Here is a 21,644-nt window from a genome sequence, read left to right as displayed (position 1 = left end):
CCCCCTGACTTTCAAACTGGCGATAGCCTCAGCTACCTGCTGTTCATGTTGTAGATGCAGAGTTACAACCTGGCGCGGCAAAAGAGATTGATCCAGCAGGCCAACACTTATGCGATCAGGTGAGTCTTCCTCCCACCACACAGTCCGTACCTGCGAGTGGAACATCATATTATCCATGGGGCATAGCCTCCTCTAAATCTTGCCATCCCACGATGAATGGAAAGACGTTTTGGGCATAATCCCCGATATGTAACGAAGGGGTAACGCGAGCTGCGCGTTTTTCACCCAATAGTACTAACCCATAAGCTAATGATTGCGGTAAATCCACCAGAGTATGCTACCATGATAAACGATACAACACTCAACAGCAAGTATGCATGACTACTCTATCATGTTACTGATAGCGTTAGTTGTCCGTTCCACTAGACAGAAGGAAAAAGCGTTTCCATACGCGCCAGGGTTGCACACGCTCTAGCGATGCGCATACCTACACACATACATGGCCTGGAGACTGCTACTCATCCTCTTGCATGGAACGGACAAGAGAACACAGTAGCTATCGAAGGGATTGTAGCGCATGGTCCGGGTGGAAACCAAGGAAAACTCCTGGTCTTTCGAACAAATTTACGACGAATATAAGACACCTATTTATAACTACGTCTATCATTTGGTAGGGGATCGCGAACAGGCAGACGACCTGACGCAAGATACCTTCCTGAAGGCTTTTCGTGCCCTGCCAAAAATGGATGCAAACTTGAAATTATCGGCCTGGCTGTATCGTATTGCCACCAATACCGCATACGATGCGCTGCGTCGTCGCAAGCTGATTGCCTGGTTACCCTGGCAAGATCTCGACCACGAGCCAGCTGATGTTGAAAGTGCAGATCCACAAGAGATATACGGAACGACTGAGATGGTGCGTGCGGCACTACGCCGTATGCCTCAGCAATATAGGGCGGCACTGCTATTATATACACAGGAGGGTTTCTCCTATAGCGAGATTGCGCACACCCTGAACATTGCTGAGAGCGGTGTCAAAATGTATCTTTCGCGTGCACGTCAATCATTTCGAGAGCATTATCGGTCCCTGGAACAGGGAGGAGGCGCTAAATGAACTGTGAGCAGGTCAAGGATTTGCTCAGTGCTTACCTTGATGATCAGCTCACAGCTTATGAGCGTCAGAGCGTTGCCGCACACCTACCATCGTGCTTGCAATGTAATGCCATTCTGGCCGATTATCGTCGCTTTGATACCCTCCTCTCCCAGGTCCCGAGGGTCTCTCCTCCACCTGATCTACGATACCGCATCCTGGCCACAACTGGCTCATTCGTAGATTGTGGGCATGTGGATTATTCAAGCTCCTATGGCTACCAGTTACAATGTATGCCCGCTTGCTTCCGCTCAACGAAACTGTTTCCGCGCAGCCAGTTACGCTCTTCACTCAGATGCCCCGCCAGGGACACCCAAAATCATATCCATCACCTACCTCTTCAGTTCTACTCAGCGGTCACACAAAACGTAGTTTTTTCAACCTCCAACCAGCATCTATGTTGATAATCTTGCTCTTAACCAGCTGCATCAGCCTCCTGCTTATTCATTGCTTCTGGCAAAAACGCCATTAAAAGGGGATCATGAAATAATCTTGGGTGGTGCAAAAAGCGCGGGCGCGCCAGCGCCCGTCCGCGCAAGAGCGGCAAGCTTCCCATGATGGGAGTAAGACACATTCTAAATAGGCCGGTGCTTTTTTCCAGGCATAACAAAAATAAGGAACCGTACATGCTATACCGTTCTCATATATTAAAATTAAAGAAAAAAGAAAAGTGCGATATAATACATAAAGTATTCGTAAAGAATTCACAAACTGGCATTAAACCTGTTTACTTTGATTGAGATCATACGTTATAATACATAGGCTTGGGATGGATGGCGGGATGTGCGTAGGCAAGCAGATCCACCTCGACGAGCAGCTTGTAGCGGACATCTAAGATTTACGTGCAACCTTTTCCCCATGGGGTTCGCACGCGCACCTCCTGGAGTTTCGCGTCGCGCCAGAAGCAGACGCGCGGTAAGGGGAGGACGAGCTGGCACCCCGTCCTCTCTTTGCTTTTACCATGGGTAGGAAGGGTCGCATGCAATTCACAGTACGATCACTAGGCGGAAAGCTGATAATTGTTGCGACGTTGACTCTTTTGCTTTGTATGCTCCTCTTTTCATTAATATCCTGGGGCATATTCAGGTTCTATTCAGAATATCAAGCCAAGAGGGACGCGCAATCACATCTTTCTCAGATACAGGTAGCCTATCAAGATCATACCAGGACTTTCATACAAACTGTTAAACAGATCACACAGGATAAACAAATTACTACTACGTTCGCGCGCCCTCAGTCGGCGAACAGTAATAGTTCAGTTCGTACACTCCTTGATCAGTACACGACCAGCAACTTCCTGCACTCACTGGATCTCTTTGATGGTCATGGCCATGCCTTAACGCCCGCTACGATAGCGTTAACAGGTCCAGTACAACAACTTATCGCTCAAGCAAACAAGGGGCAAACAAAGCTACTGCTCCAGCCGGTTACATCGAGCACACCCGGCGTACAAAGTAAGCAACAATGGCTATTGATTGTGGCCTTGCCTGCGCCAGCACATACCAGTGGAGCTATCGTTGCAGCCCAGCCAATTGATAGCCTTTTCATACAAGATATCAGCCAGCGAGCAGGAACGAAACTGCTGGCCTGCGTACAAAATCAATTTCAGGGAGCCAGTGAGCTGGATTTTTTGCAGCCAACCACACTTAAAAATATCTCCCAGCAAGAGCTTTGCCAGCTTAGCGAGCCGCGCACCGTATCAAGCAACCAGCCGTATCTTGTACAGGCACACACGATGCAATTGTCCCAGCAAATGCCTGGTACACCAGAAATGACCCTGGCAGCCATTGAACCACTCTACAATTTGGGCACCCATCCTAAGCGTTCGATGCTCTTAATTATAGGGACCGGTTTATTTGTATTATCGCTAGGCATTATTCTCTACACATTCTTTACCAGTGTTCTACTGATACGGCCACTGCGCCGCCTGCAGGCTCATGCCCAGGTGCTGGTAACGCAGAACACAGGTATTCAGCTAGAGCTACCACGCACCCGTGAATTACAGATGCTGGCCTATTCTTACCAATTGTTAAACGAATCGCTCTATAATGAAAGCCAGGCCCTGATCGACCAGACCCACAACCTGCTGGTGATGAGCGACGCCTTGATGTCCACGCTCAATCTAGAACAACTGCTGGGTGAGTTCGTATCCCGCATGGGACATATCATGAAGGTGAGACATGTTTCGCTACTGCTTTACGGACGCGAGAGCATCGCCCCCTGGGCGGTCGCCCAATGGTCAGGAAGCCTTGAGGAGCAAGCGGAACAGGGATCATCCAATCCAATAAAAGCGGTTACCGTCTATACTGATCCAGATAACGATATTACTATGACTGCGACCAGTAAAATGGCCGCCATTCCTAATCCACACTCGCTAACGCCCAGTGCTAAACGGGCGGCCATTCGCACCAGCAAGCCCGTACAGGGGACCGCTATCCGGCCATCCCGCATCCCAAACCATGCGCTGCGTGAGCTCGATATGACGCTGGCCCGTATGGCTGTACATCGCCAGAAGATCGTCTATGGTGAAGACATTACAACCATCTATCAGAAGCGGCAGGAACATTGGGCGCGCCTGGCATTAGAGGCTGGCTACTGTTCGGCAATTGCCGTACCTTTTCTGCTACAAGACCAGGCTATCGGTGCATTTGTACTTTATACTGAAGAGTCACATCCCATCAGCAATCGCGATACATTCTTACTTAGTACAGCGGCACTACAAACATCGATGGCCATCGAAAACGCGCTCTTATTCGCAGAAGTCAAAGATAAGAATGCAGAACTTGAACGCGCCAACCATTTGAAATCCCAGTTCCTGGCCAATGTTACCCATGAGTTACGCACCCCGCTGCATAGCATTATCAGCTATGGGCGCTCATCCTGGAGGGATTTGTAGATGGAACGCTTACAACAGAGCAGGAACAGCATATTCAATTCATGGTACGCCGGGCGGAGGACCTCTCGCACCTGGTGGATGATATGCTGGATCTCTCCAAAATCGAAGCCGACCGTATCGAGGTAAAACCTGAACCACTTGATATGGCGGTCAGCCTATCCGAGGTGGTTGAACAATTGAAGCCACTGGCCAATAATAAAGAGCTTTATCTACGCCTGGAGATTGAGGAAGGTCTACCGAAGGTCGCAGCTGATGGACACCGTTTACGCCAGGTGGTCATCAATCTGGCCTCAAATGCCCTCAAATTTACAGAAAAAGGAGGCGTAACTATTCGTTGCAGGCACTTCAAGCAGCAAGGAATGGTGCAGATCTCCGTCACAGATACAGGCATTGGCATTTCACCGGCCGCCCTTGGCTATATCTTCGAGGCATTCCGCCAGGCGGACGGCAGTACAACCCGGCGTTTCGGTGGCACCGGTCTGGGTCTCACCATTGCCAAAAAATTGATTGAATTGCAAGGTGGTGAGATTGCGGTGGAAAGTGTTCCGGGGGAAGGCTCCACATTTTCTTTCACATTACCAATCGTTCTGGCCTGACATTAGCTACTACACACGCTGATAGGTAACACTGGAACTTTCTATGCTCGCTTTGCGTGTCGTCAAAAGATTTTTTATACAAACATATTAACAAGATAAGAGAAAGCTCATGAATACACCAACCCATAGCGTACAACAGCCAACTATCATGGTGATTGAAAATGAAGTATCCAATCGCCTCTTAATTGAACGTGTATTGTCTACACGTGGCTATCGCTGTATCTCCGCATCCAACGGACGAGATGCGTTGGAAATGTTGGACAAAGAACACGTAAACCTGGTTCTAACAGATCTCTCAATGCCTGTACTGGATGGGTATCAGACCACACAATTGATTCGAGCACGCCCTGGTATGAAGGACGTTCCAATTGTCGCTGTAACCGCTTTTGCGCTCAATGATGAAGGTGAAGCGGCCAGGCAAATTGGCTGCACAGAGTATCTGACCAAGCCTTTTAAGCCGCGCCAACTCCTCGAAGTAGTTGAGCGCCTACTTAATCGATCCGCCTAAAGCAAACTTGTTCTATCTCTGGATGATGTGCCATACTGAAGAAAGAGATCACAACCCAGTGTCCTGATCGATCAGAGATTGCCTGGTGCGCCATACATAGGCCTGAGACCAGACAAAAATCGGGTCGATTAGTGTATTTTCGTGCTAAAAACAGCTATAGTATAACACTATCAGCCTCTACAGTACGTCCAAAGGAGATTTTTCGTAATGGATATCAACCTGACAACACAAGAAATAAGCAAGATTTCTTGTGATGCATTGATTGTCAGTGCGGCACGCAAAAGCTCTGCCTCGGGGGTAGAATTATCAACCTCTGCAGCCGCTGTCGATACAGCCCTTGCGGGACTCATTGCTGAGCGTAGCGCAGATGGGGAGTTCAAAGGCACAGCCGGCGAGCTGCTCACCTTGCATCCCAGCGGTAAGCTGGCGGCCAAACGTGTGATTGTTGTTGGTCTGGGATCACAGGATAAACTCGATACTCAGTCTGTACGGCGAGCGATCTCTATTGCTGCACGCCATGTGCAGAAAACAGGAGCACAAAAGATCGCGGTAGCCGGTGGCCTGGCAAGCAGCAAATTTAGCGCAGCACAGGAGACACAGGCTGCTATAGAGGGCGTCCTGTTAGGATTGTACAGTTTCCGTGCTTACCAGAGCAAAGAAAATGGCAACAACGTCAATCAAGTGCTCTTTGCTACTCCTGAAGAGAATAAGGCTGAGTTTGAACAGGCACTGCAGCAGGCACAGGCGCTGGCCGAGGGAACAAACTTTGCCCGCAGCCTGATCAACGAGCCACCCAATGTCTTAACCCCAATTGAACTGGCTAATCGTGCCAGCGCCATGGCCAAAGAAGTTGGCCTGGAATGTGAAATTTTCGAAAAAGAAAAAATCCAGGAGCTGGGTATGGGCGGCTTACTGGCCGTTTCCAAAGGTAGTGCCAATCCACCTCGCTTTATCATTCTACGCTACCGTGGTGGCTCAGAGGGTGATAAAGGTATGGCGCTGGTTGGCAAAGGTATTACATTTGATACTGGCGGCATCTCAATTAAGCCTGGAGCCGGCATGGATACCATGAAAGGCGATATGGGCGGCGCAGCGGCAGTCCTGGGCGCAATGCAGGCAATTGCACGCATCAAACCAGCCATCAACGTAACCGCTTTTGTACCAACCTGCGACAACATGCCCAGCGGTAGTGCCTATGTACCGGGCGATATTGTACGCATCTTAAATGGCAAGACAATCGAAATCGTCAATACAGATGCGGAAGGACGCCTGATCCTGGCCGATGCCCTCTCCCTGGCATCTCAGGAAGGCCTCTCACCTATCCTGGATCTGGCAACCTTGACCGGCGCGATGGTGGTAGCTCTCGGGCACAGCATGACAGGTTTCTTCAGTAATGATGAGCAGCTGACCCAATCTATTATCAGTGCTGGACAGGCGGCCGGCGAAAAATACTGGCCAATGCCCCTCGACGAGGAATATGGCGAGTATATCAAAAGCGACATCGCCGACATTAAACAGACTGGTGGCCGCGAAGCTGGTGCAGTCACGGCTGCAAAAATTCTGGAGAATTTTGTGGGCACAGCAAAATGGGCCCATCTGGATATCGCCGGTACCAGCTATGTTGATAGCGTCAAAGCCTATCAAGAAAAAGGCGGCACTGGCGTAGGTGTACGCACACTCGCCGAGCTAGCTCTCCAGTTAGCAAAAAAATAAACATTTTTTGCATTGCCGGGGCGATATAATATCGCCCCGCTCAGCCTGCTCGTAAGTGTGCAAACTCCAAACATGATACAGCCGCCAGGGAACCGACTACTATTGAGCAGTAAAACGATTGCGCACCAGCAAACGACTGGTTCCCTCCTGCACAGAAACCTGCTTGACAGCGATAGCCACGCGATTCTCAGCGTTTAAAGCATTCCAATAAGTGTCCAGAACCGCCTCGGCCTTGCCAGCACACGGCAGCAACAAGGGATCACCACTAAAACTGGGCAAAGGATTGCCATCCCCACGATAGGTGGTCAAACCAACCCCAAAACCACGGGGTGACTTCCCCGGTCGATAGGTAAAGCGATCTGTATTAGCAGGATTAGCCTGATTGGCCTTCAAGATGCTTAAAGTAACCGTCCCGGGAAAGTTCTGCAGATCTAACATACCACTGATGCGAGGAGTATAGTGAGGCACATCAGGTTCACGCTCTCTTTTCTCAAGGGCCGAATCGAAGGAGCCACCAGCTAACAATGCATCATAAATGGTGCGCGTTTGATCGCCGTTACTTACCAGGTAGATACTGGGAAGTTCCAACATGGCATCATAGATCAACAGCTCAGGATTATCCATCTGGCGCGTATCAATCGGCTCGGTGCGCAGCCTGTTGCCTACTGCGACAAATTTGCGATTGCGACTCGAAGCACTACGCCCCATAATCCAATAAATCATCAACCAGGCATCTTCTACGGAAGAACGACCAATCACCAGGCCTCTTCCTGGATAGGGATTGTTCCGTAGTTGTTCAAAATTTGCCGTTGCCAGCGCATTTGCATCCATTATATATACTGTCTCCCTTTTATGTTTTTGTGCTTTGGTGTAGGCCGGGCATTTCCTTATAGTAAACAGACCTTAGAGGGAGTATACATGAAAACCCTCTCGCTGTAAAAAGCATTTGGAAACGCCGCTTGGACGCGGCTAGCTACGCCGCCACTAACTCATATTTGAGAATGGATCAGTTTCCAGAAACGAAGATGGCTTCCCAGGCGACTGCGCTCATCCAAATGAATGGCATTGCCGTAAAATATAAACTTATCATTATGTATGCTCGACCAATAATCTTTTTTTCAGAGCTGACCGGGCCGCAAAATATCCGCACATGCCATGCACGCCACCTCCAGGCGGTGTGGATGATGAGCAGATAAAAATATCTGGAGCGGAAGTTGTATAGGGATCGATACGCGCGACCGGGCGCGTAAAGAGTTGCCGGATATCTTCCACACCACCATTGATATCTCCCCCGATATAGTTAGCATTATAGTGTTCCAGCGCGGCCGGGTCCACCACATGGCGGGCCAGAATACGCTCCCGGAAACCAGGGGCAAACCGTTCTATCTGCGCCTCAATGCGCTCGGTCATGTCAAAGGTTGAGCCATTGGGAACATGACAGTAGGCCCACACGGTATGTTTTCCCTCTGGGGCACGGCTCGCATCTACCAGACTTTGCTGGGCTACCAATACATAGGGACGCTCAGGAGATACTCCACGCCTCACATCTCGCTCGGAGGTAGCAATTTCAGCGAAAGTACCACCCAGATGGACCGTACCGGCCCGCAAACAATCCTGAGCGGTCCAGGGGATAGGGCCATCTAAAGCCAGGTCAATTTTAAAGGACCCGGGTCCATAGCGGTAGCGCTGCAAAGCTCGTTTATAATTATCAGAAAAACGCTCGCCTGCTATGGATAACAATTGGCGTGGCGTGACATCAAAGAGATATGCCCTGGCCGCCGGTAGATCATCCATATGCTGCACCTCAAAGCTCGTTCGAATCTCACCACCGAGAGAACGGAAGTACGCGGCGAGGGCATTAACAATACTTTGGGAGCCACCGCGCGGCACTGGCCAGCCAGAGACATGAGCGGCCGTAGCCAGCAAGAGCCCCGCCGCGGCACTGGTCATTTCCTCTAAAGGAAGCTGAGAATGGGCGCAAACGCCCGCCAGCAGCGTACGCGCGCGTGGTCCCTTAAAAGCCAGTTGTGTAAGCAAACGGGCCGATGAGAGCGCGGCCAGACCAAAAGGTACGAGCGCAACAGGATGCAACATTGGTCTAACCCGCAACGGGCCCAGGAAGGCTTGAATAATAATCGACCAATGCTCAACATATGGACGCATCAAAGCCTGATAGGCATGCGCATCCACCCCTAACGTTTCAGCGGTAGCAGCCACTGAATGGTGTAATAACATAGCCGAACCATCATCCAGGGGATGGGCAAGAGGAATTTCCGGCTGCAACCATTCAAGCCCAAACTGCTCCAGCGGCAAAGTCTGAAAAAAAGGAGATGCAATGCCCATTGGATGTACAGCCGAGCAAACATCATGCACAAATCCTGGCAAGGTCAGCTCCTGAGAGCGTGAGCCGCCACCAATCGTCTCTTTTGCTTCCACCACCAACACATGCTGTCCTGCGCGGGCCAGAGCCACCGCCGCGGCCAGACCATTTGGACCAGAGCCAATCACAAGTGCATCATACATATATTGCTCACTCACGTTCTACAGATTTCCATCGATCCACTATTCGCCCTCCTACAAAACCACACACAACACTATTTACCCATACTGTACTAAAGATAGCAACAGTCCGCCACCCTGGGTAGAACAATTGGAGACAAATAGTCAGACTCTTCAACTACGAGACGGAAAAGAGACCAAGAGCAAGCGCAAGAAAAACACTAAAAGCTGACAAAACAAAGCACCTGGCATATAGGTCCAGGTGCTTTTAACCCTCATTAAATGACATCTATTTTCTCAAGAGCGCATCAGACCGGAGATGCCCTGAACGGTGCGTATAATGCGGCGGAAGAGCAGCAGGAAGAGCAACACGAAGAGAATCAGGCAGACGAACATCACCGCGGGCGCAAGCAGCGCAAGAATGACACCCAGTACAGTTATGATATCCTCGATAATGCTCAGCACAATGCTGGAGAGGTCCGCAGTGAAGAGCGCCGCGCCCCCGCGAATGCTCATCTTTGTGAGATGCACAGCCCCGGCCAGGAGGAAACCAGCCACACCCATCAGGAAAACCAGTATTCCAGAGCTACTGGCTTGATTGATGACACCAGCGACGATAACACCTACCTGGAGTCCCATAAATGCTCCCATATGCCCACCAACCAGGACCGGCTGCGCTCCCTGAAATCCCCCAATGATTCCCTGATTGGTCACGGCGGCCGCGATGAACGCACCAGCGATAGGTCGTATGACTGTGTGGATCGCGTTCCAGAGGTGGTTGCCGATCAGGACCTTGTCCATTACCAGATCCGCAACGGTCAGGATGGCCATGGCGATGATAAACCAGTCCTGCCCGATAAACGCAAAGTGGGGATTGATCGTACAGAGATGGAACCAGCGATGCGCGCACGCCAGGATGAGCAGCGGCATATAGGCATTGATTCCGGATATCCCGGCCAGCCCCAGCGCGGTCCCGAGCGTGGTAGTGGTCAGTGTGGTGAGGCCGGATGCCGAGCAAATATTCATATTTGTTGATCCTCAACCTTTTGTATTTCTACTCTTCAGTGAGTTAGTCCTTGCTTTATATACGTTCCTATGCTGGTGGATCGCCAATGTTTGTGAGAGAGGTTGCCGCCCGCGGTGGTGGGTACAAAACACTCATTGTTTGTGCTATACTCAAGTCATGAAAATTAGAGTTCGCTATTTTGCTTCATTACGTGAGATTGTAGGGCAGGGCGAAGAGTGGCTGACGTTAGCAGATAACGCGCGCGTGGCCGATGTACGCACACTCCTACAAGAACGCGATCCACGCTTACAGCCAATCATGGATCGCTCGCTTAATGCGCTCAACCATCGCTATGTATCCGCCGAGACACTTCTCCATGAAGGAGATGAACTCGTCTTTATCCCACCCACAGGAGGAGGATGCTAGTGGAACCTATCATTCAATTAACACGTGAACCGCTCAATCGAGATGCGCTGATAGCAGCTGTCAGCCATCCCAGCATTGGTGGCATCGTCATTTTTGAAGGCGTCGTCCGTGATAATGCCCGTGGAAAACAGGTACGCTATCTGGAATATGACGTGTACGAAGAGATGGCGCAACAACAAATCGCGACGATCATCGCCGAGGCCCGGCAACACTGGCCCATCGAGCGTGTCGCCATCGCCCATCGCTTCGGACGCCTGGAAATTGGTGAGGCCAGCGTCATCATTGTTGTCGCCACTCCCCATCGTGGCGAAGCCTTTGAAGCCTGCCGCTATCTAATTGATACCCTGAAAAGCACCGTCCCCATCTGGAAAAAAGAAGTAGCCACGAATGGAGAAGAATGGGTAGAAGGCTAAATGTGCTTTTTCTACCCACATTTCCCGCCCTTCTGAAAATGAGTTCTTTTTCAAGCTATAGCTTCCACACTTTTTATGGTATACTTGCGAATAAGCAAGTATAGTTCCCAATAAGTGTGTTTCCTTGCATGTATCAACCAACGATCTGGGCAGATCCAGGGTTTTCTCGGAGGTCGTTGATGAACTTATTCGAAAAGCAATCCCGCCTGAATCAGTTTTTTGCACAAAGCCCGGTTAATGCCGCTTATCTGGCTGGCTCGCTCTCTAATCGAGCCACTTTTGGTCAGCTCAGCGATGTCGATATCGCGGTCCTCTTGATGGATCAAATCAAAGCCGACCAGTTTCTCGATTATCAGCTCTACTTCCTCAGCGAACTGACTAAACGCCTGGAATCAGATACGATCGACGTGGTGATCTTAAATCAAGCCTCCCTACTGCTAAAATTACAGGTCATCAAGTATGGTCAGATTCTTTTCAGCCGTAACGAAAAACGGCGTGTGACCTTTGAAACACGGGCCGTGATGGATTATCTCGACTTTAAAAAGTTTGATGAGATCCAGAACCAGGCCCTGGGCCGGCGCCTGTATGGGCATATGTTGCCAATCGATAAAGATTTAGTACAGAATCCTTTGCAGCAGTTGCGCGCGGCCGTAGCGATTCTACAGGAGCTCGGGCAACATCCCCGCGCAGAGTTCACCGCTGATTATCATCTTTACGCATTGGGGGAACGCTACCTCCAGCTGGCTATTGAAGCCTGTCTTGCCACTTGTGGCACGCTGATAGCCGCCTTTGGGTTAAAGCGGGCGGAAAACTATCATGAGCTCCTCAGTAACATTGCGGCCCAGAACATCATCCCACGTGCACTAGCGTATCGTTTAGAAGTGTTGACCAACCTACGTGATGACCTGGTACATGAACCGGCCGCGCTTAACCGTGACCTGCTCTATGACTATCTCCAACACAACCTGACCGATCTATTAGAGTTCGCCGATACCATTGAGCACAAACAATCCTAGTGGGCAAGCAAATCATAAAAGCGGATGGTAGCATAAAAAAAAACTGGTATCTTGTCAAAAGATACCAGTTACACAACGAAATGCGTCCGCCATTGATTACTCTGAAACTGAGCGTAAAGCATTGGCCTGGCTCATTGCCTCAGCAGCCTCATCGGCACGTCCAGTCGCCTCATAGATTTGTGCCATCGTTTCATAAGCCAGAATCATCGAGGGGTCCATTGAAATTGCCTGCTGTACAGTATCCAAAGCCTCATCATAGCGCTTGACTTCACGCAATGTATCGGCCAGATCATTGTAATAATCAGCGTTCAAAGGATCGCTCTCGATGGCGTTTTGATAATTCTCAATAGCCTCAGGATAGCGTCCTAGAGCGTCATATGCAGTTGCCAGCTGGTAATACCCCTCTGGATCATCCTCAGAGCGTTCTAGCAGCTTCTCAGCCGTTTGTATAGCCTCTTCATAGCGCCCCAGAGAGTTATAGGTCTCAGCCAGGCCAGCATAGGCCGCCGCCAGATCATCTAACTGCAGTTCGCTACGATCAGCGCTCTCAACCAATCCCTGATAGATCGCCAGGGCTTCATCGTAGCGCTCGCTCTCTAAATAGGTCTCGGCCAGGCTAAAGCGTGTTGTGGCGCGTTGAGGATCAATCTGGATGGAACGATTATAGGCCTCAATAGCCTCATCATTATTGCCCTGAATAGAACGCCAGGTTCCCAGGTGCTCCCAGGCCTCAGCATCTTCAGGATCAATCGCTACGATCTGACTATAGATCTCAGCCGCCTGATCGCGCTCGCCCATCTGCTCATAGATAGATGCCAGCGCATCATAGCCAATGCGTCCCTCTGGATCCAGTGTCAGAATTTGATTAGCAGTCGACAGAGCATCATCATAGCGGCGCATATCCAGATAGATGCTCGACAGTTCGGAATAGCGAGCGGGATCGGTCGGGTCCTCATCGATCTTATGCTCTTGCTCCATCACACGGCGCCACTGATCATTGACCCTCTCACGAACATCAAGCAGATTATTGCTAGCTGATGCATTATCAGAATTGAGCATCAGCGTCTGGCGATATGCTTGAATAGCATCTTGATACAAGTTCTGCGTACGATATGCATCGCCGACGCTCAAATAGAGCTCATCATTTTCAGGATCCAATTCAATCGCCTGCTGGAAGGTTTCCAGGGACTCCTCATACAAACCAAGTTCCCCGTAAAGATTTCCCAGGTTGATATAGGCATCGATCAACTGTGGATCTAGATCGATAGCACGGCGATAGCCAGCAATCGCGGTCTCGACATCCCCCAGATATTGTTGGGCCAGTGCCAGATTATAGCGGGCACGAGCATTGTTGGGACTAACTTCAACCGCCTGCGCAAAAGCCTCTGCTGCGGTTTCGTAATCCCCTTCCTGAGCGGCTGTATTACCCCGATCGGTCCATGACTGCTCATCACGAGCCATATCGCTACGCTTCACAAAATGCATGGGTACGCTACTACTATTATTCGTATTTGCATTAGGTTCATCTTGCATGTTACTCATACATGGCCTACTTTCCTCTATACTTCACATTGTACTGTTCGCAGGAATACACGGTAAATCCTTGCGTAGTATAGCACATATACACCTTTTTCACTCACGAAAACCGCCTCATACACATACCCACGAACCAAGGACACGAAACGATCCAACGCGAATAGCCATCAAGGTTTTTATCCCCCAGTGGCTTGTTTTTGCCCCTAAAACGGGGATTAGTATATCACCTCAAAACGCCCTCACAGGTGCTATACTTCACTTTTTCGGTTTCTTGTGAGAACGCAATTTTATGCTATTAATAGGTGAATGCGAGTCATGTTGCAGACGCGCCCTTTTACTTGTGAAACTTCTCAGATAGCGTTCAGTTGTTTTTATATCTGTATGACCCATTTCACGAGAAAGACTGAAAACATCACCACCCGCATCCAAATACATACAGGCAAACGTATGCCGGAATGTGTGAGCCGACAAGCGCACGTCATCAATACCAGTCGCAGCCTTTAACCGCCTGATTAAAGCATTCATGCCACCACGGCCAAACGGCATACCAACCCGGCCACGGCCAACAGAGAGGAAAAGAATAGGCTCATCCCCATCAGCTGGACGGCGATACTTATGGATGTACTTCCACAACAGGTTACTTATTTCGGGATGAATGCCGACCTGGCGCTCTTTACGGCCCTTGCCAAAGACCCCGATATACGTATCATGCACATCCTCTACCCGGAGGGTAGCCACCTCAGAGCGGCGAATACCAGTATCCAACATCAGCAGCAAGATAACATAATCACGGAAACCCTCAGGGGTGGAGAGATCAAAAATGCTGATCATATGCTCAATCTGGTTCACAGTAAATGCATCAATCATCCTCTCATCAGTCTTCGGATATTCCAGGCGAGTACCGGGATTTTTCTCTATGAGATCCTCGCGCTGACACCAATTAAAGAAGGTCTTCCAACGGCGGATATAATCGCACACGCTACCAGCTGACAGAGTAGAGCCATTCCCAGGAGGCCGACGCGACTTCTGGACCTCAACAGATTCAGTCAGAAGGTGCTGCACACACTGACGAAGGTGAAGCACTGTAACCCGCTCCAGATCGGTCACACCGCATATATCCGCCAACAATCGGACTAGGAGCGCAAGAGCGTGGCGATATGCCAGCTGAGTATGAATAGAAAGACGCCGGGTTATCAGGCTACGTAAGTAATGCTCAACAGTCTCATCAAGTCTCATAGAACACCCCCTATGCTATAGATTCAACAATGTGATAGAGCACCCGTTTTTTACGGACAGTTTCAGCAAAATCTTTCTGTCGCTGCAACATGTAGGTTTCTGCTAATCGGTAGTAGACCGACAAGGTATCCGAGAGATCAGCATGCACACCACCAGGTAAGCGATCGTCGGAATGCGCCCGCCAGGCTTCAAAGGTCGACATGCACCCGGTCAGCTGGGCCACCATCCGTTCCATATGCACATGCCGTTTCCGTTCCCGAATGTAAGGAGCCAGGTTAAAATGGAGCGGATCAACTACAGGAGCAACATAATCAGGTCGTTTCACCACAGACTTTTTTCTCTTCCTGACAGGAGGAGTAACATCTTGCCAGGGATGCTCTTCCAGGTAGGCATCAACCTCAGATAGCAACTCTTCTTTTTCCCGTTCCTCACACTCATACTCAGACTCTTCCAGCTCAGGAACCGCAAAGGCCGATTGAATGACCTGCCAATCTGGATGCACTTCCCAGCGAGAGCGGTTGACATCTGTCTCACTAGGAATCACATAGCGGAGCCAGCCATCAGGAAGGCCATCCGCACCGCCATCGACATGACCGACCGCATACCCCCATAGACCAGCAATGTAGGTTTCAAGCAGAAACGCATCTTCAATCCCATGAAACAAGACTTCTTCATGCTCTTCGCCATCCTTGACGACCTGGGCGACCTGCTTCATTTCCCGCAGAGCCGGACGCCGGAAGCGCATTTCATGACGCATGACCTGCATATCTTCGCTATACTCAAAACCTTGAATACGCGCAGACTCACCCCAGAGATCAAAGAGCCAGGACTTTTCAGGAGAATGATATTTAATCTCGTGCGTTTTATCATAGATAATGCCAGAGATAGCAGCTCCACGAGCACCAAACGGCAAGCCAGTAATCCGCCCCACCGACGCTTAATGCGGTCAGGGCCATCAACAAAACAATCAGCCAGGTTGGCCGGGGCTTCTTCCGACAATTGCGCACGCGAGATAAAGCACTCTTTAATATCTTCCGCAGAAGGCAGTTGAAAATTGATGACATCTACAGCCAGGTCAAGCGCCGACACCTGAAGACAAATCTGTTGTCCAAAGACCTGAGTAGCAAAGAAAAATACTTCATTAACGATCGCGCTAATATCCCGCCTTTTCCAGAGGTATTCCGACGAACAACGCACCTGGGCACACAGATTCATCTTCGAGCCACGGTTGACGCAGAAATTGATACTCTCATTCTTTAAGATCCAGTTAAAACCCTCACTCCCCTTCATCATCATAAGCAATGGTTTGCCATCAAAAGAAAAGCGTGTCGGAATATTTTCCTCATCCTCTTGCGCCTGCTCTTTTAACTGCTGCAACTCAAGCTTCAGCTCATCCGACAGTTTTTTCTTGACCACCTGAAAATTGGTATCCGTTTGATACACATTCAGATAGAGCGTATCTAAAAAAGCTCCTAAAATCCGCACAATACTCTCATTCATAGGCCCATCCTTTCACCAAGCAACCAGTGATGTATTTTGAGCGGTCCGGTTTACTTACGGGACCGCTCAGAGCCAGCACGCTACCACTGCACCGAGCGCAGCAGGGCATCAAACTCAGAATCCCAATCGTCCTGAACCGCATCCATGACCACGAACACCTTATAGGCTCGATAGCAGATCGACCCATCCAACGCACGCGCACACGCATAGCCCACACGAGGAAGCCCATAGTACCGCATGGCGTCTTCTATTGCCTGGTAAGCTGTCAACGCCTGCATATACCCCATATGGAGCGGAAAACGGTTCTCTGCCAGCCCATACGACCAGAGCGCCACATCAAACCAGCCTGCCATGCTTTCACCATCTTCAGGGCCACAGTCCCGCAATGGTTGTCCATAATTCGGCATACATCCCCCTTACACATGCGCCCCGGCCTGAAGCCGATGCCACAACTCACGAGCATCCAACTGGTAGTACAGGCGCAGAAAGTCAAACACGCTGCCGCCTTTTCCCCAGGCGTAGCAGTACCAACACATACCGCCGGGCGTGGAGGGCTGAAACACTTTGAAGGAACAACGCCGATCCTCGCCATCAGCATGATGATCCTCAAATGGACAATGCCCCATGCCCTGCCGGTTCAGCTCAACATAGTGTCCGATGAGCGCGAACGGATCTTGACGCGCACACCAGTCGGCAATGTTGGCGTACGGCGAGCGGGATCGTAGGGCAGCAGGTTGGGTCATCGATTTTTTTTTGTTGACGGCTCCGTGCGTGGATCGTTGTGAGCGAACAGTAGTGATATCGAACGTGGGCGCGTCGACCTGGCGCACATGCCAGAGCCAGCGCAACATGTCATGAAACGTTGGAGCCACCGGCACCGTCCGATCACCGTCCAGGGTGATGAAGGGATAGCGGCGACCTGTCAGCAGATGGATACCCAGGGGCACCCGGATCAGCGATCCATACCCGTCCGTCTGATCCTGTTTTGGGAAAAATTCCATGTCCTCAGGGCAATAGGGGCGCAGCCACCACCGGACTGTCGCGGCGGGAGCTGGCTGTCGGAGGAAGATCCAGAGATGCCCCTCACGATGCGACTGCTCCAGATACGAAGGAATATCGTCAGCAGCAAGCGCCTGTTGCGCCTGGGCCAGCAGCCGCAAGCCGCCCGGTTTATCGGCATCCATCACCGCGAACGAGCATGACCCATGTGTATTGATGACATAGGTCCCAATAGTGCAATCCCCTTGCAAATGCGCATGAAGCACTTCAGAGGTAAGAGGGCGACCTGCACGCCGATATAAGCCGTTGGGGCATTGAAGCGCATAATCATCAGAGCGACCGACAAACAAGGCAGCAAACCGAGTGTAAAGAGAAGGAGAAATCATACTATGTGCTCCTTTCACTGAAAGCCGGAGCCTGTCCCCAGGCGTCCGGCAAGTGGCGTTCTACGGTTGGCGTTCTACGGTTGGCGTCATTCTTAGACCATCGACCAGGCACCTACCGCCAATCGGCCCAATCTTGTTGTGCTGGCCGAGGTTCATCAGCCGGCCACACGGTCCCAGGAACCTCTTGAACGGGAGGTTCAATTTGCCTGACGGAAGCCGCTTGAGCAAGTTTGTCGGTGTCATGCGCAGCCGTGTGAGCACCAAAGGTCAAATCACCATCACGCGCTTTGTCGACAAAGGTTTGAGCACGATCTTCCGCAATCTCTTGATACTGTTCTTGAATAGTCCCCTTCTGGACCCGTTGTGCTTTGAGGAAAGCGGTCCGATGCATACGCCGTTCATCGGAAAGCATCGCCTGGTTATCCAGGTGATCTTGATTAATACTGTGCTCAAAGAAGTGATCCAGGTCGACCAGGGCAATAGCGAGCAGGGAAAGTGGGAGACACACAGCAAGAGAAAACTCATACGCTCGGTAGAGTGGACTACCAGCGCCCATCATTTGACTCAGAGAGCCAAGCACACCAGCCATTTCATGCCCAGAGAGCACCCACCCCAGGTTATTGACCGCACTGACATAGGTGATGCTCAGGGAAACCATAGCCATAATGAAGGAGCCTGTTTTGTTTCCCTTGCGGTACAGCAGAAACGCCTGACGAGCACAAATGTAAATGACCAGATCAAGAAACAACCCACGCAGGAAGCCCACGAAGTTCCCACCGTACACCCACCCATTCGCGATGCTGGACTCAAGAATGAGTCCAGGCACCACGAGCGCACAGAGGGCAATTTCAAAACGCTTCCAGAGCAGATGTAAAGCAATTGCTATGCGCATAGTCGGTATCCTTTCCAGAACTAACGGGACGCAGGTTGCGCAGCCGTAGAGAACAAGACTTTCTTGATGAAGAAGCGCACCGTTGGTGTTTCCTGGCCGGTGTTTTTGTCTTTTTTCGTGCCAGGGAGGCAGCGGCGAATGATGACCTTAATGGGCTGATCGATCAAGGTTTGATCGCGATCGCAAAGCTCTTTAAACTGAGGGCTATCCGAACTCATCTGTAAAGGAATACGCTCACCCTCGTCAGGATCGAGGACAATCAGGGAAAAGAAATCGTACGGTTTACCAGAGCCTTTAGCCTCGCCTTTCATGCGACGAGCGTATTTAACAGTACCAGTTAATTCAAAAGCCATAAGACACCTCTCTTTTTTCTTTAGCCTGGAGCACTGTGCCCAGGGCGAACAAACGAACATCAAAACAAGTGGTTGAACATATCGAAAAATCACAAGCCTTATTCGTGTTCCAGCTCATCAAGAGCATTGCGAATGTCATCCTCAAAGAATTGCAGCCGACTGAACACAATGGATAAGAGAGACGCTTCCACCAATTGATCCCGAATCAAGCGTTTCAATTTGCGTTCAATCGCAATCCGATCAAGCAAAATCTCTCGAAGCACGCTCACTGCAATTGCCTCTTTCCGTCCTCGTGCCATAATGTTTCCCTCTTTTCTCAGTTATGAGCGGCGACGCCGAGCATCTGGACGGTCTGAATCATTTGGAAGCACGCCGTTGATCTTGTGGCCTTGCCGGAGCAGCCGATCCATTTCTTGCCGAGCCTGGTGCTCATTCTCGACATCGGTGCGTACCAGCTCTTTCGAGCGAGGGCTGGACCACGTTTGTTTACTGCTAAAGATTGAGTAACCCATGTGATGCTCCTAACCTTCAACCCAAACGTGAGATGGAACCAACCACCCACTTTGACATTTGACTTGGAGCACACCGCGCACCGTTCGCGCATGAAAAACACGATGCACCAGATGTACATACGAGCAATTTTTTTCACCATTGAGAGAGCAATAAACCCCATAGTTGCCACCATTCACATTGCGATCGATCGCTTTGTTAATATCGCGAACCGTCTTCAATGGTGTGCGAGGAGCAACCGGCATAGGAGCACGAACCAGGTTACGAGCACGTTCATTGCTGTACGACATTGTTACCTCCAGTAGTTTCTCTCCTAGCGATGCGCGAACACGGTAAAGAACTGAACTACAGGGACTTGAAATTTCACCAAGAACAGAACAGCCAGGGCGACAACGGCCACCACCAGCAAGGAACGCAGCTTCATCGCCCGAAAGATCAAAGACGCAAGTACCAGGGCACCGAGCACTAGAAGAACTTGCATAGGTGACAAAATGAATGTTGTCATAGGAAAAGCTCCTCTCTTGACGTATCCAGCCTCAGCCCGCATACTTACGAACATGAGAACTGGTCACTGTACACACACAAACTAATCTCATACGCTGAGCTAGTGGCGGCAACCACTAGCCAGCACTCCTACAATTGCCAGAAAACCAGCAGCGTTAATAGCACCTCCAATAATATTTCCTACAGAGAAACAGTAGAAAGCCCCTACACCAAAGATCAGTAACACCAGTAAAAATGTGAAACTAAGTGCATGTCTACTTTGCAAGAAATCTTTCTCCTCAAATCTTCTCAAGACTCAATACTCAACACTCATGTAACTATTATGTACCATTAAAATCATATTGTCAACAAAAATCACATATGAGTTTAAGACTCAAAAATCACTAGACAAATTGAGCCAAAAGACTTACAATATCAATAACTCTAGTCGCAAAAATCAAAAATCACTAGAAAAGGAGGCGGCAATGGAGGAGCGATACTATTCGCCTGAAGAGGTTATGAAGCTGCTTGGCATATCCAAAGCAACGTTAAACAGGAGAGCGGAAGACGGAACAATACCAAGTGAGTTAGAACCAGGAAAGAAGAGAGGCAGGAAATACCCAAAAGAAGCCATCAACGCGCACGTAAAGCTACAAAAACGCAAGGATCAACCCAAACTCACATTCGGTCCAACAACCAACAGCGAGCTATGGGCCAGCTATCAAAACCACTTCAACCTGTACGAACCTGAAGACATTGTTACATACGATCGGCTCTTAGAGTGGAAGGATGCCAACAAAGATATATTCATGTCGGCCAGGGAGAACGGGAAGAGAGTTGGAGGTGTAACAATCATGCCATTGGCAGAAGATGTCATCAAATCGCTGATAGATGACAGAATCAAGGAGCAAGATATAGAACCCTGGTCCATAAGAAAATGGTCAGACAAAGACCTGGCGGCCTATATACCGAGTATATCGATACACCACACAGGTGACAAGCAGAAGGACAAGGACAGAGGACTCTACATCATCAGGAATGCCTTAAGATGGGCTATCTCACTCGACAAACACTATGACATCAAGAAATGGTATGCGATCGCTGCAACCCCAGAGGGCAAAAAACTGGTTGAACACCTGGGATTCAAAAAGCTTGAGGGAAAGAGGGATGCATACATACTAACAGATCTCAAAAGCGCGACCAGACCCATACAAGCATTTATAAAACAAATGGAGCAAGAAGAAGAACCTCTTGTTCCATCATTGAAAAACAAACGTCTAAAGCAGGAAGTATAGCACCTGGGAAGCAAAGAAAGAGCGTGAACCAGCCTGTAGAGCCAATCCACGCTACCCAATAGTTGCGTAGTATAGCACATATGGCTGGATTCACCCTCATAACAAGCACTCTATAAAACTACTCACGAAATAAGGACTGAAAACGATCCAACAAGAATAGCCATCAAGGTTTTTATTCCTCAATGGCTCATTTTTTAACCATAAAGTGGTATTAGTGACGCGCAACATCTC

Annotated in this window: 26 protein-coding genes; 10 read left to right on the top strand and 16 right to left on the bottom strand. The window is 49.9% G+C overall.

All coding sequences use genetic code 11. The features are described from left to right. The first annotated feature begins 577 nt into the window (after positions 1 to 577). The 6 genes from EL645_RS19615 (at position 578) to EL645_RS19590 (ending at position 6,863) form a co-directional block, all read left to right on the top strand. Positions 578 to 1,114 carry an RNA polymerase sigma factor gene (locus EL645_RS19615; RefSeq protein ID WP_126552076.1) on the top strand — a complete coding sequence of 179 codons (537 nt, stop codon included), beginning with the start codon at positions 578 to 580 and terminating at the stop codon, positions 1,112 to 1,114. Then, positions 1,111 to 1,554 (top strand): anti-sigma factor family protein, encoded by a 444-nt coding sequence (locus EL645_RS19610; RefSeq protein WP_126552075.1) that lies wholly within the window; start codon positions 1,111 to 1,113, stop codon positions 1,552 to 1,554. Before EL645_RS19615 ends, EL645_RS19610 begins: the two co-directional genes overlap by 4 nt. A gap of 575 nt (positions 1,555 to 2,129) precedes the next feature. Continuing rightward, positions 2,130 to 4,046 carry a GAF domain-containing protein gene (locus EL645_RS19605; protein WP_161977509.1) on the top strand — a complete coding sequence of 639 codons (1,917 nt, stop codon included), beginning with the start codon at positions 2,130 to 2,132 and terminating at the stop codon, positions 4,044 to 4,046. A 41-nt stretch (positions 4,047 to 4,087) separates the two neighbouring features. Beyond that, positions 4,088 to 4,642, top strand: a complete 555-nt coding sequence (locus EL645_RS19600) for a sensor histidine kinase (RefSeq protein ID WP_126552073.1) — start codon at positions 4,088 to 4,090, stop codon at positions 4,640 to 4,642. Positions 4,643 to 4,751: 109 nt separating this feature from the next. Continuing rightward, positions 4,752 to 5,150, top strand: coding sequence for a response regulator (locus tag EL645_RS19595; RefSeq protein WP_126552072.1), 399 nt, complete (start codon positions 4,752 to 4,754; stop codon positions 5,148 to 5,150). A 207-nt stretch (positions 5,151 to 5,357) separates the two neighbouring features. Beyond that, positions 5,358 to 6,863, top strand: a complete 1,506-nt coding sequence (locus EL645_RS19590; RefSeq protein ID WP_126552071.1) for a leucyl aminopeptidase — start codon at positions 5,358 to 5,360, stop codon at positions 6,861 to 6,863. Between the two features lie 99 nt (positions 6,864 to 6,962). Here EL645_RS19590 and EL645_RS19585 read toward each other — a convergent pair whose 3' ends face one another. The 3 genes from EL645_RS19585 to EL645_RS19575 form a co-directional block, all read right to left on the bottom strand. Continuing rightward, on the bottom strand, positions 6,963 to 7,694 hold the full coding sequence (locus tag EL645_RS19585) for an IMP cyclohydrolase (RefSeq protein ID WP_246035411.1): 732 nt from the start codon (positions 7,692 to 7,694) through the stop codon (positions 6,963 to 6,965). A 258-nt stretch (positions 7,695 to 7,952) separates the two neighbouring features. Further along, complete coding sequence (locus tag EL645_RS19580) at positions 7,953 to 9,386, bottom strand: phytoene desaturase family protein (protein ID WP_126554279.1); 1,434 nt, start codon at positions 9,384 to 9,386, stop codon at positions 7,953 to 7,955. Between the two features lie 273 nt (positions 9,387 to 9,659). Continuing rightward, positions 9,660 to 10,388, bottom strand: coding sequence for a DUF4126 domain-containing protein (locus EL645_RS19575; protein WP_126552069.1), 729 nt, complete (start codon positions 10,386 to 10,388; stop codon positions 9,660 to 9,662). 157 nt (positions 10,389 to 10,545) lie between these two features. Between EL645_RS19575 and EL645_RS19570 the strand changes: the two genes are divergently transcribed. The 3 genes from EL645_RS19570 to mntA all read left to right on the top strand — a co-directional run bounded on the left by EL645_RS19570 (position 10,546) and on the right by mntA (position 12,223). Continuing rightward, a complete protein-coding gene (locus tag EL645_RS19570; RefSeq protein WP_126552068.1) occupies positions 10,546 to 10,794 on the top strand; it encodes a MoaD/ThiS family protein in 249 nt (82 codons plus the stop codon). Then, a complete protein-coding gene (locus EL645_RS19565; RefSeq protein WP_218031920.1) occupies positions 10,794 to 11,207 on the top strand; it encodes a molybdenum cofactor biosynthesis protein MoaE in 414 nt (137 codons plus the stop codon). Before EL645_RS19570 ends, EL645_RS19565 begins: the two co-directional genes overlap by 1 nt. 179 nt (positions 11,208 to 11,386) lie before the next feature. Beyond that, positions 11,387 to 12,223 carry a type VII toxin-antitoxin system MntA family adenylyltransferase antitoxin gene (gene mntA, locus EL645_RS19560; RefSeq protein WP_161977508.1) on the top strand — a complete coding sequence of 279 codons (837 nt, stop codon included), beginning with the start codon at positions 11,387 to 11,389 and terminating at the stop codon, positions 12,221 to 12,223. 96 nt (positions 12,224 to 12,319) lie between these two features. Here the strand turns inward: mntA and EL645_RS19555 are convergent, their stop codons facing one another. The 13 genes from EL645_RS19555 to EL645_RS39385 form a co-directional block, all read right to left on the bottom strand. Next, complete coding sequence (locus tag EL645_RS19555; protein ID WP_126552065.1) at positions 12,320 to 13,765, bottom strand: tetratricopeptide repeat protein; 1,446 nt, start codon at positions 13,763 to 13,765, stop codon at positions 12,320 to 12,322. 249 nt (positions 13,766 to 14,014) lie between these two features. Further along, entirely contained in the window at positions 14,015 to 14,995 is a 981-nt protein-coding gene (locus EL645_RS19550; protein WP_126552064.1) for a tyrosine-type recombinase/integrase, read from the bottom strand. A gap of 10 nt (positions 14,996 to 15,005) precedes the next feature. Then, positions 15,006 to 15,752, bottom strand: a complete 747-nt coding sequence (locus EL645_RS19545) for a hypothetical protein (protein ID WP_126552063.1) — start codon at positions 15,750 to 15,752, stop codon at positions 15,006 to 15,008. Next, positions 15,707 to 16,495, bottom strand: coding sequence for a hypothetical protein (locus tag EL645_RS19540; RefSeq protein ID WP_126552062.1), 789 nt, complete (start codon positions 16,493 to 16,495; stop codon positions 15,707 to 15,709). Before EL645_RS19540 ends, EL645_RS19545 begins: the two co-directional genes overlap by 46 nt. A gap of 80 nt (positions 16,496 to 16,575) precedes the next feature. After that, positions 16,576 to 16,902, bottom strand: coding sequence for a hypothetical protein (locus EL645_RS19535; RefSeq protein WP_126552061.1), 327 nt, complete (start codon positions 16,900 to 16,902; stop codon positions 16,576 to 16,578). Positions 16,903 to 16,911: 9 nt separating this feature from the next. Then, on the bottom strand, positions 16,912 to 17,898 hold the full coding sequence (locus tag EL645_RS19530) for a TOTE conflict system archaeo-eukaryotic primase domain-containing protein (protein WP_126552060.1): 987 nt from the start codon (positions 17,896 to 17,898) through the stop codon (positions 16,912 to 16,914). A 94-nt stretch (positions 17,899 to 17,992) separates the two neighbouring features. Beyond that, the gene (locus tag EL645_RS19525) at positions 17,993 to 18,772 is read right to left on the bottom strand and encodes a hypothetical protein (protein WP_126552059.1); all 780 of its coding nucleotides are present in this window, start codon (positions 18,770 to 18,772) and stop codon (positions 17,993 to 17,995) included. A gap of 20 nt (positions 18,773 to 18,792) precedes the next feature. Next, complete coding sequence (locus EL645_RS19520) at positions 18,793 to 19,125, bottom strand: hypothetical protein (protein ID WP_126552058.1); 333 nt, start codon at positions 19,123 to 19,125, stop codon at positions 18,793 to 18,795. A gap of 98 nt (positions 19,126 to 19,223) precedes the next feature. Beyond that, entirely contained in the window at positions 19,224 to 19,424 is a 201-nt protein-coding gene (locus tag EL645_RS19515) for a hypothetical protein (RefSeq protein WP_126552057.1), read from the bottom strand. 21 nt (positions 19,425 to 19,445) lie between these two features. Beyond that, entirely contained in the window at positions 19,446 to 19,637 is a 192-nt protein-coding gene (locus EL645_RS19510) for a hypothetical protein (protein WP_126552056.1), read from the bottom strand. 9 nt (positions 19,638 to 19,646) lie between these two features. Then, the gene (locus EL645_RS19505; RefSeq protein ID WP_126552055.1) at positions 19,647 to 19,925 is read right to left on the bottom strand and encodes a hypothetical protein; all 279 of its coding nucleotides are present in this window, start codon (positions 19,923 to 19,925) and stop codon (positions 19,647 to 19,649) included. A 23-nt stretch (positions 19,926 to 19,948) separates the two neighbouring features. Next, positions 19,949 to 20,140 (bottom strand): hypothetical protein, encoded by a 192-nt coding sequence (locus EL645_RS19500; protein ID WP_126552054.1) that lies wholly within the window; start codon positions 20,138 to 20,140, stop codon positions 19,949 to 19,951. Positions 20,141 to 20,239: 99 nt separating this feature from the next. Beyond that, the gene (locus EL645_RS39385) at positions 20,240 to 20,404 is read right to left on the bottom strand and encodes a hypothetical protein (RefSeq protein ID WP_161977507.1); all 165 of its coding nucleotides are present in this window, start codon (positions 20,402 to 20,404) and stop codon (positions 20,240 to 20,242) included. A gap of 199 nt (positions 20,405 to 20,603) precedes the next feature. On the opposite strand from EL645_RS39385, the gene EL645_RS19495 reads away from it, so the two are divergent. Then, complete coding sequence (locus EL645_RS19495; protein WP_126552053.1) at positions 20,604 to 21,413, top strand: helix-turn-helix transcriptional regulator; 810 nt, start codon at positions 20,604 to 20,606, stop codon at positions 21,411 to 21,413. Positions 21,414 to 21,644 lie beyond the last annotated feature (231 nt).

The sequence above is a fragment of the Dictyobacter kobayashii genome (assembly GCF_003967555.1).
Lineage (GTDB): Bacteria > Chloroflexota > Ktedonobacteria > Ktedonobacterales > Ktedonobacteraceae > Dictyobacter > Dictyobacter kobayashii.
This window is presented reverse-complemented; position numbering and strand designations above follow the sequence as displayed.

What these genes read in the sequence shown, in the direction of transcription:
- EL645_RS19500 (WP_126552054.1), bottom strand. Translation starts at nt 20,140, where the DNA reads ATGACAACATTCATTTTGTCACCTATGCAAGTTCTTCTAGTGCTCGGT.
- EL645_RS19535 (WP_126552061.1), bottom strand. Translation starts at nt 16,902, where the DNA reads ATGCCGAATTATGGACAACCATTGCGGGACTGTGGCCCTGAAGATGGT.
- EL645_RS19525 (WP_126552059.1), bottom strand. Translation starts at nt 18,772, where the DNA reads ATGCGCATAGCAATTGCTTTACATCTGCTCTGGAAGCGTTTTGAAATT.
- EL645_RS19615 (WP_126552076.1), top strand. Translation starts at nt 578, where the DNA reads ATGGTCCGGGTGGAAACCAAGGAAAACTCCTGGTCTTTCGAACAAATT.
- EL645_RS19555 (WP_126552065.1), bottom strand. Translation starts at nt 13,765, where the DNA reads ATGAGTAACATGCAAGATGAACCTAATGCAAATACGAATAATAGTAGT.
- mntA (WP_161977508.1), top strand. Translation starts at nt 11,387, where the DNA reads ATGAACTTATTCGAAAAGCAATCCCGCCTGAATCAGTTTTTTGCACAA.
- EL645_RS19585 (WP_246035411.1), bottom strand. Translation starts at nt 7,694, where the DNA reads ATGGATGCAAATGCGCTGGCAACGGCAAATTTTGAACAACTACGGAAC.
- EL645_RS19580 (WP_126554279.1), bottom strand. Translation starts at nt 9,386, where the DNA reads ATGTATGATGCACTTGTGATTGGCTCTGGTCCAAATGGTCTGGCCGCG.
- EL645_RS19575 (WP_126552069.1), bottom strand. Translation starts at nt 10,388, where the DNA reads ATGAATATTTGCTCGGCATCCGGCCTCACCACACTGACCACTACCACG.
- EL645_RS19550 (WP_126552064.1), bottom strand. Translation starts at nt 14,995, where the DNA reads ATGAGACTTGATGAGACTGTTGAGCATTACTTACGTAGCCTGATAACC.
- EL645_RS19610 (WP_126552075.1), top strand. Translation starts at nt 1,111, where the DNA reads ATGAACTGTGAGCAGGTCAAGGATTTGCTCAGTGCTTACCTTGATGAT.
- EL645_RS19545 (WP_126552063.1), bottom strand. Translation starts at nt 15,752, where the DNA reads ATGCGTCATGAAATGCGCTTCCGGCGTCCGGCTCTGCGGGAAATGAAG.
- EL645_RS19595 (WP_126552072.1), top strand. Translation starts at nt 4,752, where the DNA reads ATGAATACACCAACCCATAGCGTACAACAGCCAACTATCATGGTGATT.
- EL645_RS19540 (WP_126552062.1), bottom strand. Translation starts at nt 16,495, where the DNA reads ATGAATGAGAGTATTGTGCGGATTTTAGGAGCTTTTTTAGATACGCTC.
- EL645_RS19515 (WP_126552057.1), bottom strand. Translation starts at nt 19,424, where the DNA reads ATGGCACGAGGACGGAAAGAGGCAATTGCAGTGAGCGTGCTTCGAGAG.
- EL645_RS19600 (WP_126552073.1), top strand. Translation starts at nt 4,088, where the DNA reads ATGGTACGCCGGGCGGAGGACCTCTCGCACCTGGTGGATGATATGCTG.
- EL645_RS19520 (WP_126552058.1), bottom strand. Translation starts at nt 19,125, where the DNA reads ATGGCTTTTGAATTAACTGGTACTGTTAAATACGCTCGTCGCATGAAA.
- EL645_RS19605 (WP_161977509.1), top strand. Translation starts at nt 2,130, where the DNA reads ATGCAATTCACAGTACGATCACTAGGCGGAAAGCTGATAATTGTTGCG.
- EL645_RS19590 (WP_126552071.1), top strand. Translation starts at nt 5,358, where the DNA reads ATGGATATCAACCTGACAACACAAGAAATAAGCAAGATTTCTTGTGAT.
- EL645_RS19510 (WP_126552056.1), bottom strand. Translation starts at nt 19,637, where the DNA reads ATGGGTTACTCAATCTTTAGCAGTAAACAAACGTGGTCCAGCCCTCGC.
- EL645_RS19505 (WP_126552055.1), bottom strand. Translation starts at nt 19,925, where the DNA reads ATGTCGTACAGCAATGAACGTGCTCGTAACCTGGTTCGTGCTCCTATG.
- EL645_RS19495 (WP_126552053.1), top strand. Translation starts at nt 20,604, where the DNA reads ATGGAGGAGCGATACTATTCGCCTGAAGAGGTTATGAAGCTGCTTGGC.
- EL645_RS19570 (WP_126552068.1), top strand. Translation starts at nt 10,546, where the DNA reads ATGAAAATTAGAGTTCGCTATTTTGCTTCATTACGTGAGATTGTAGGG.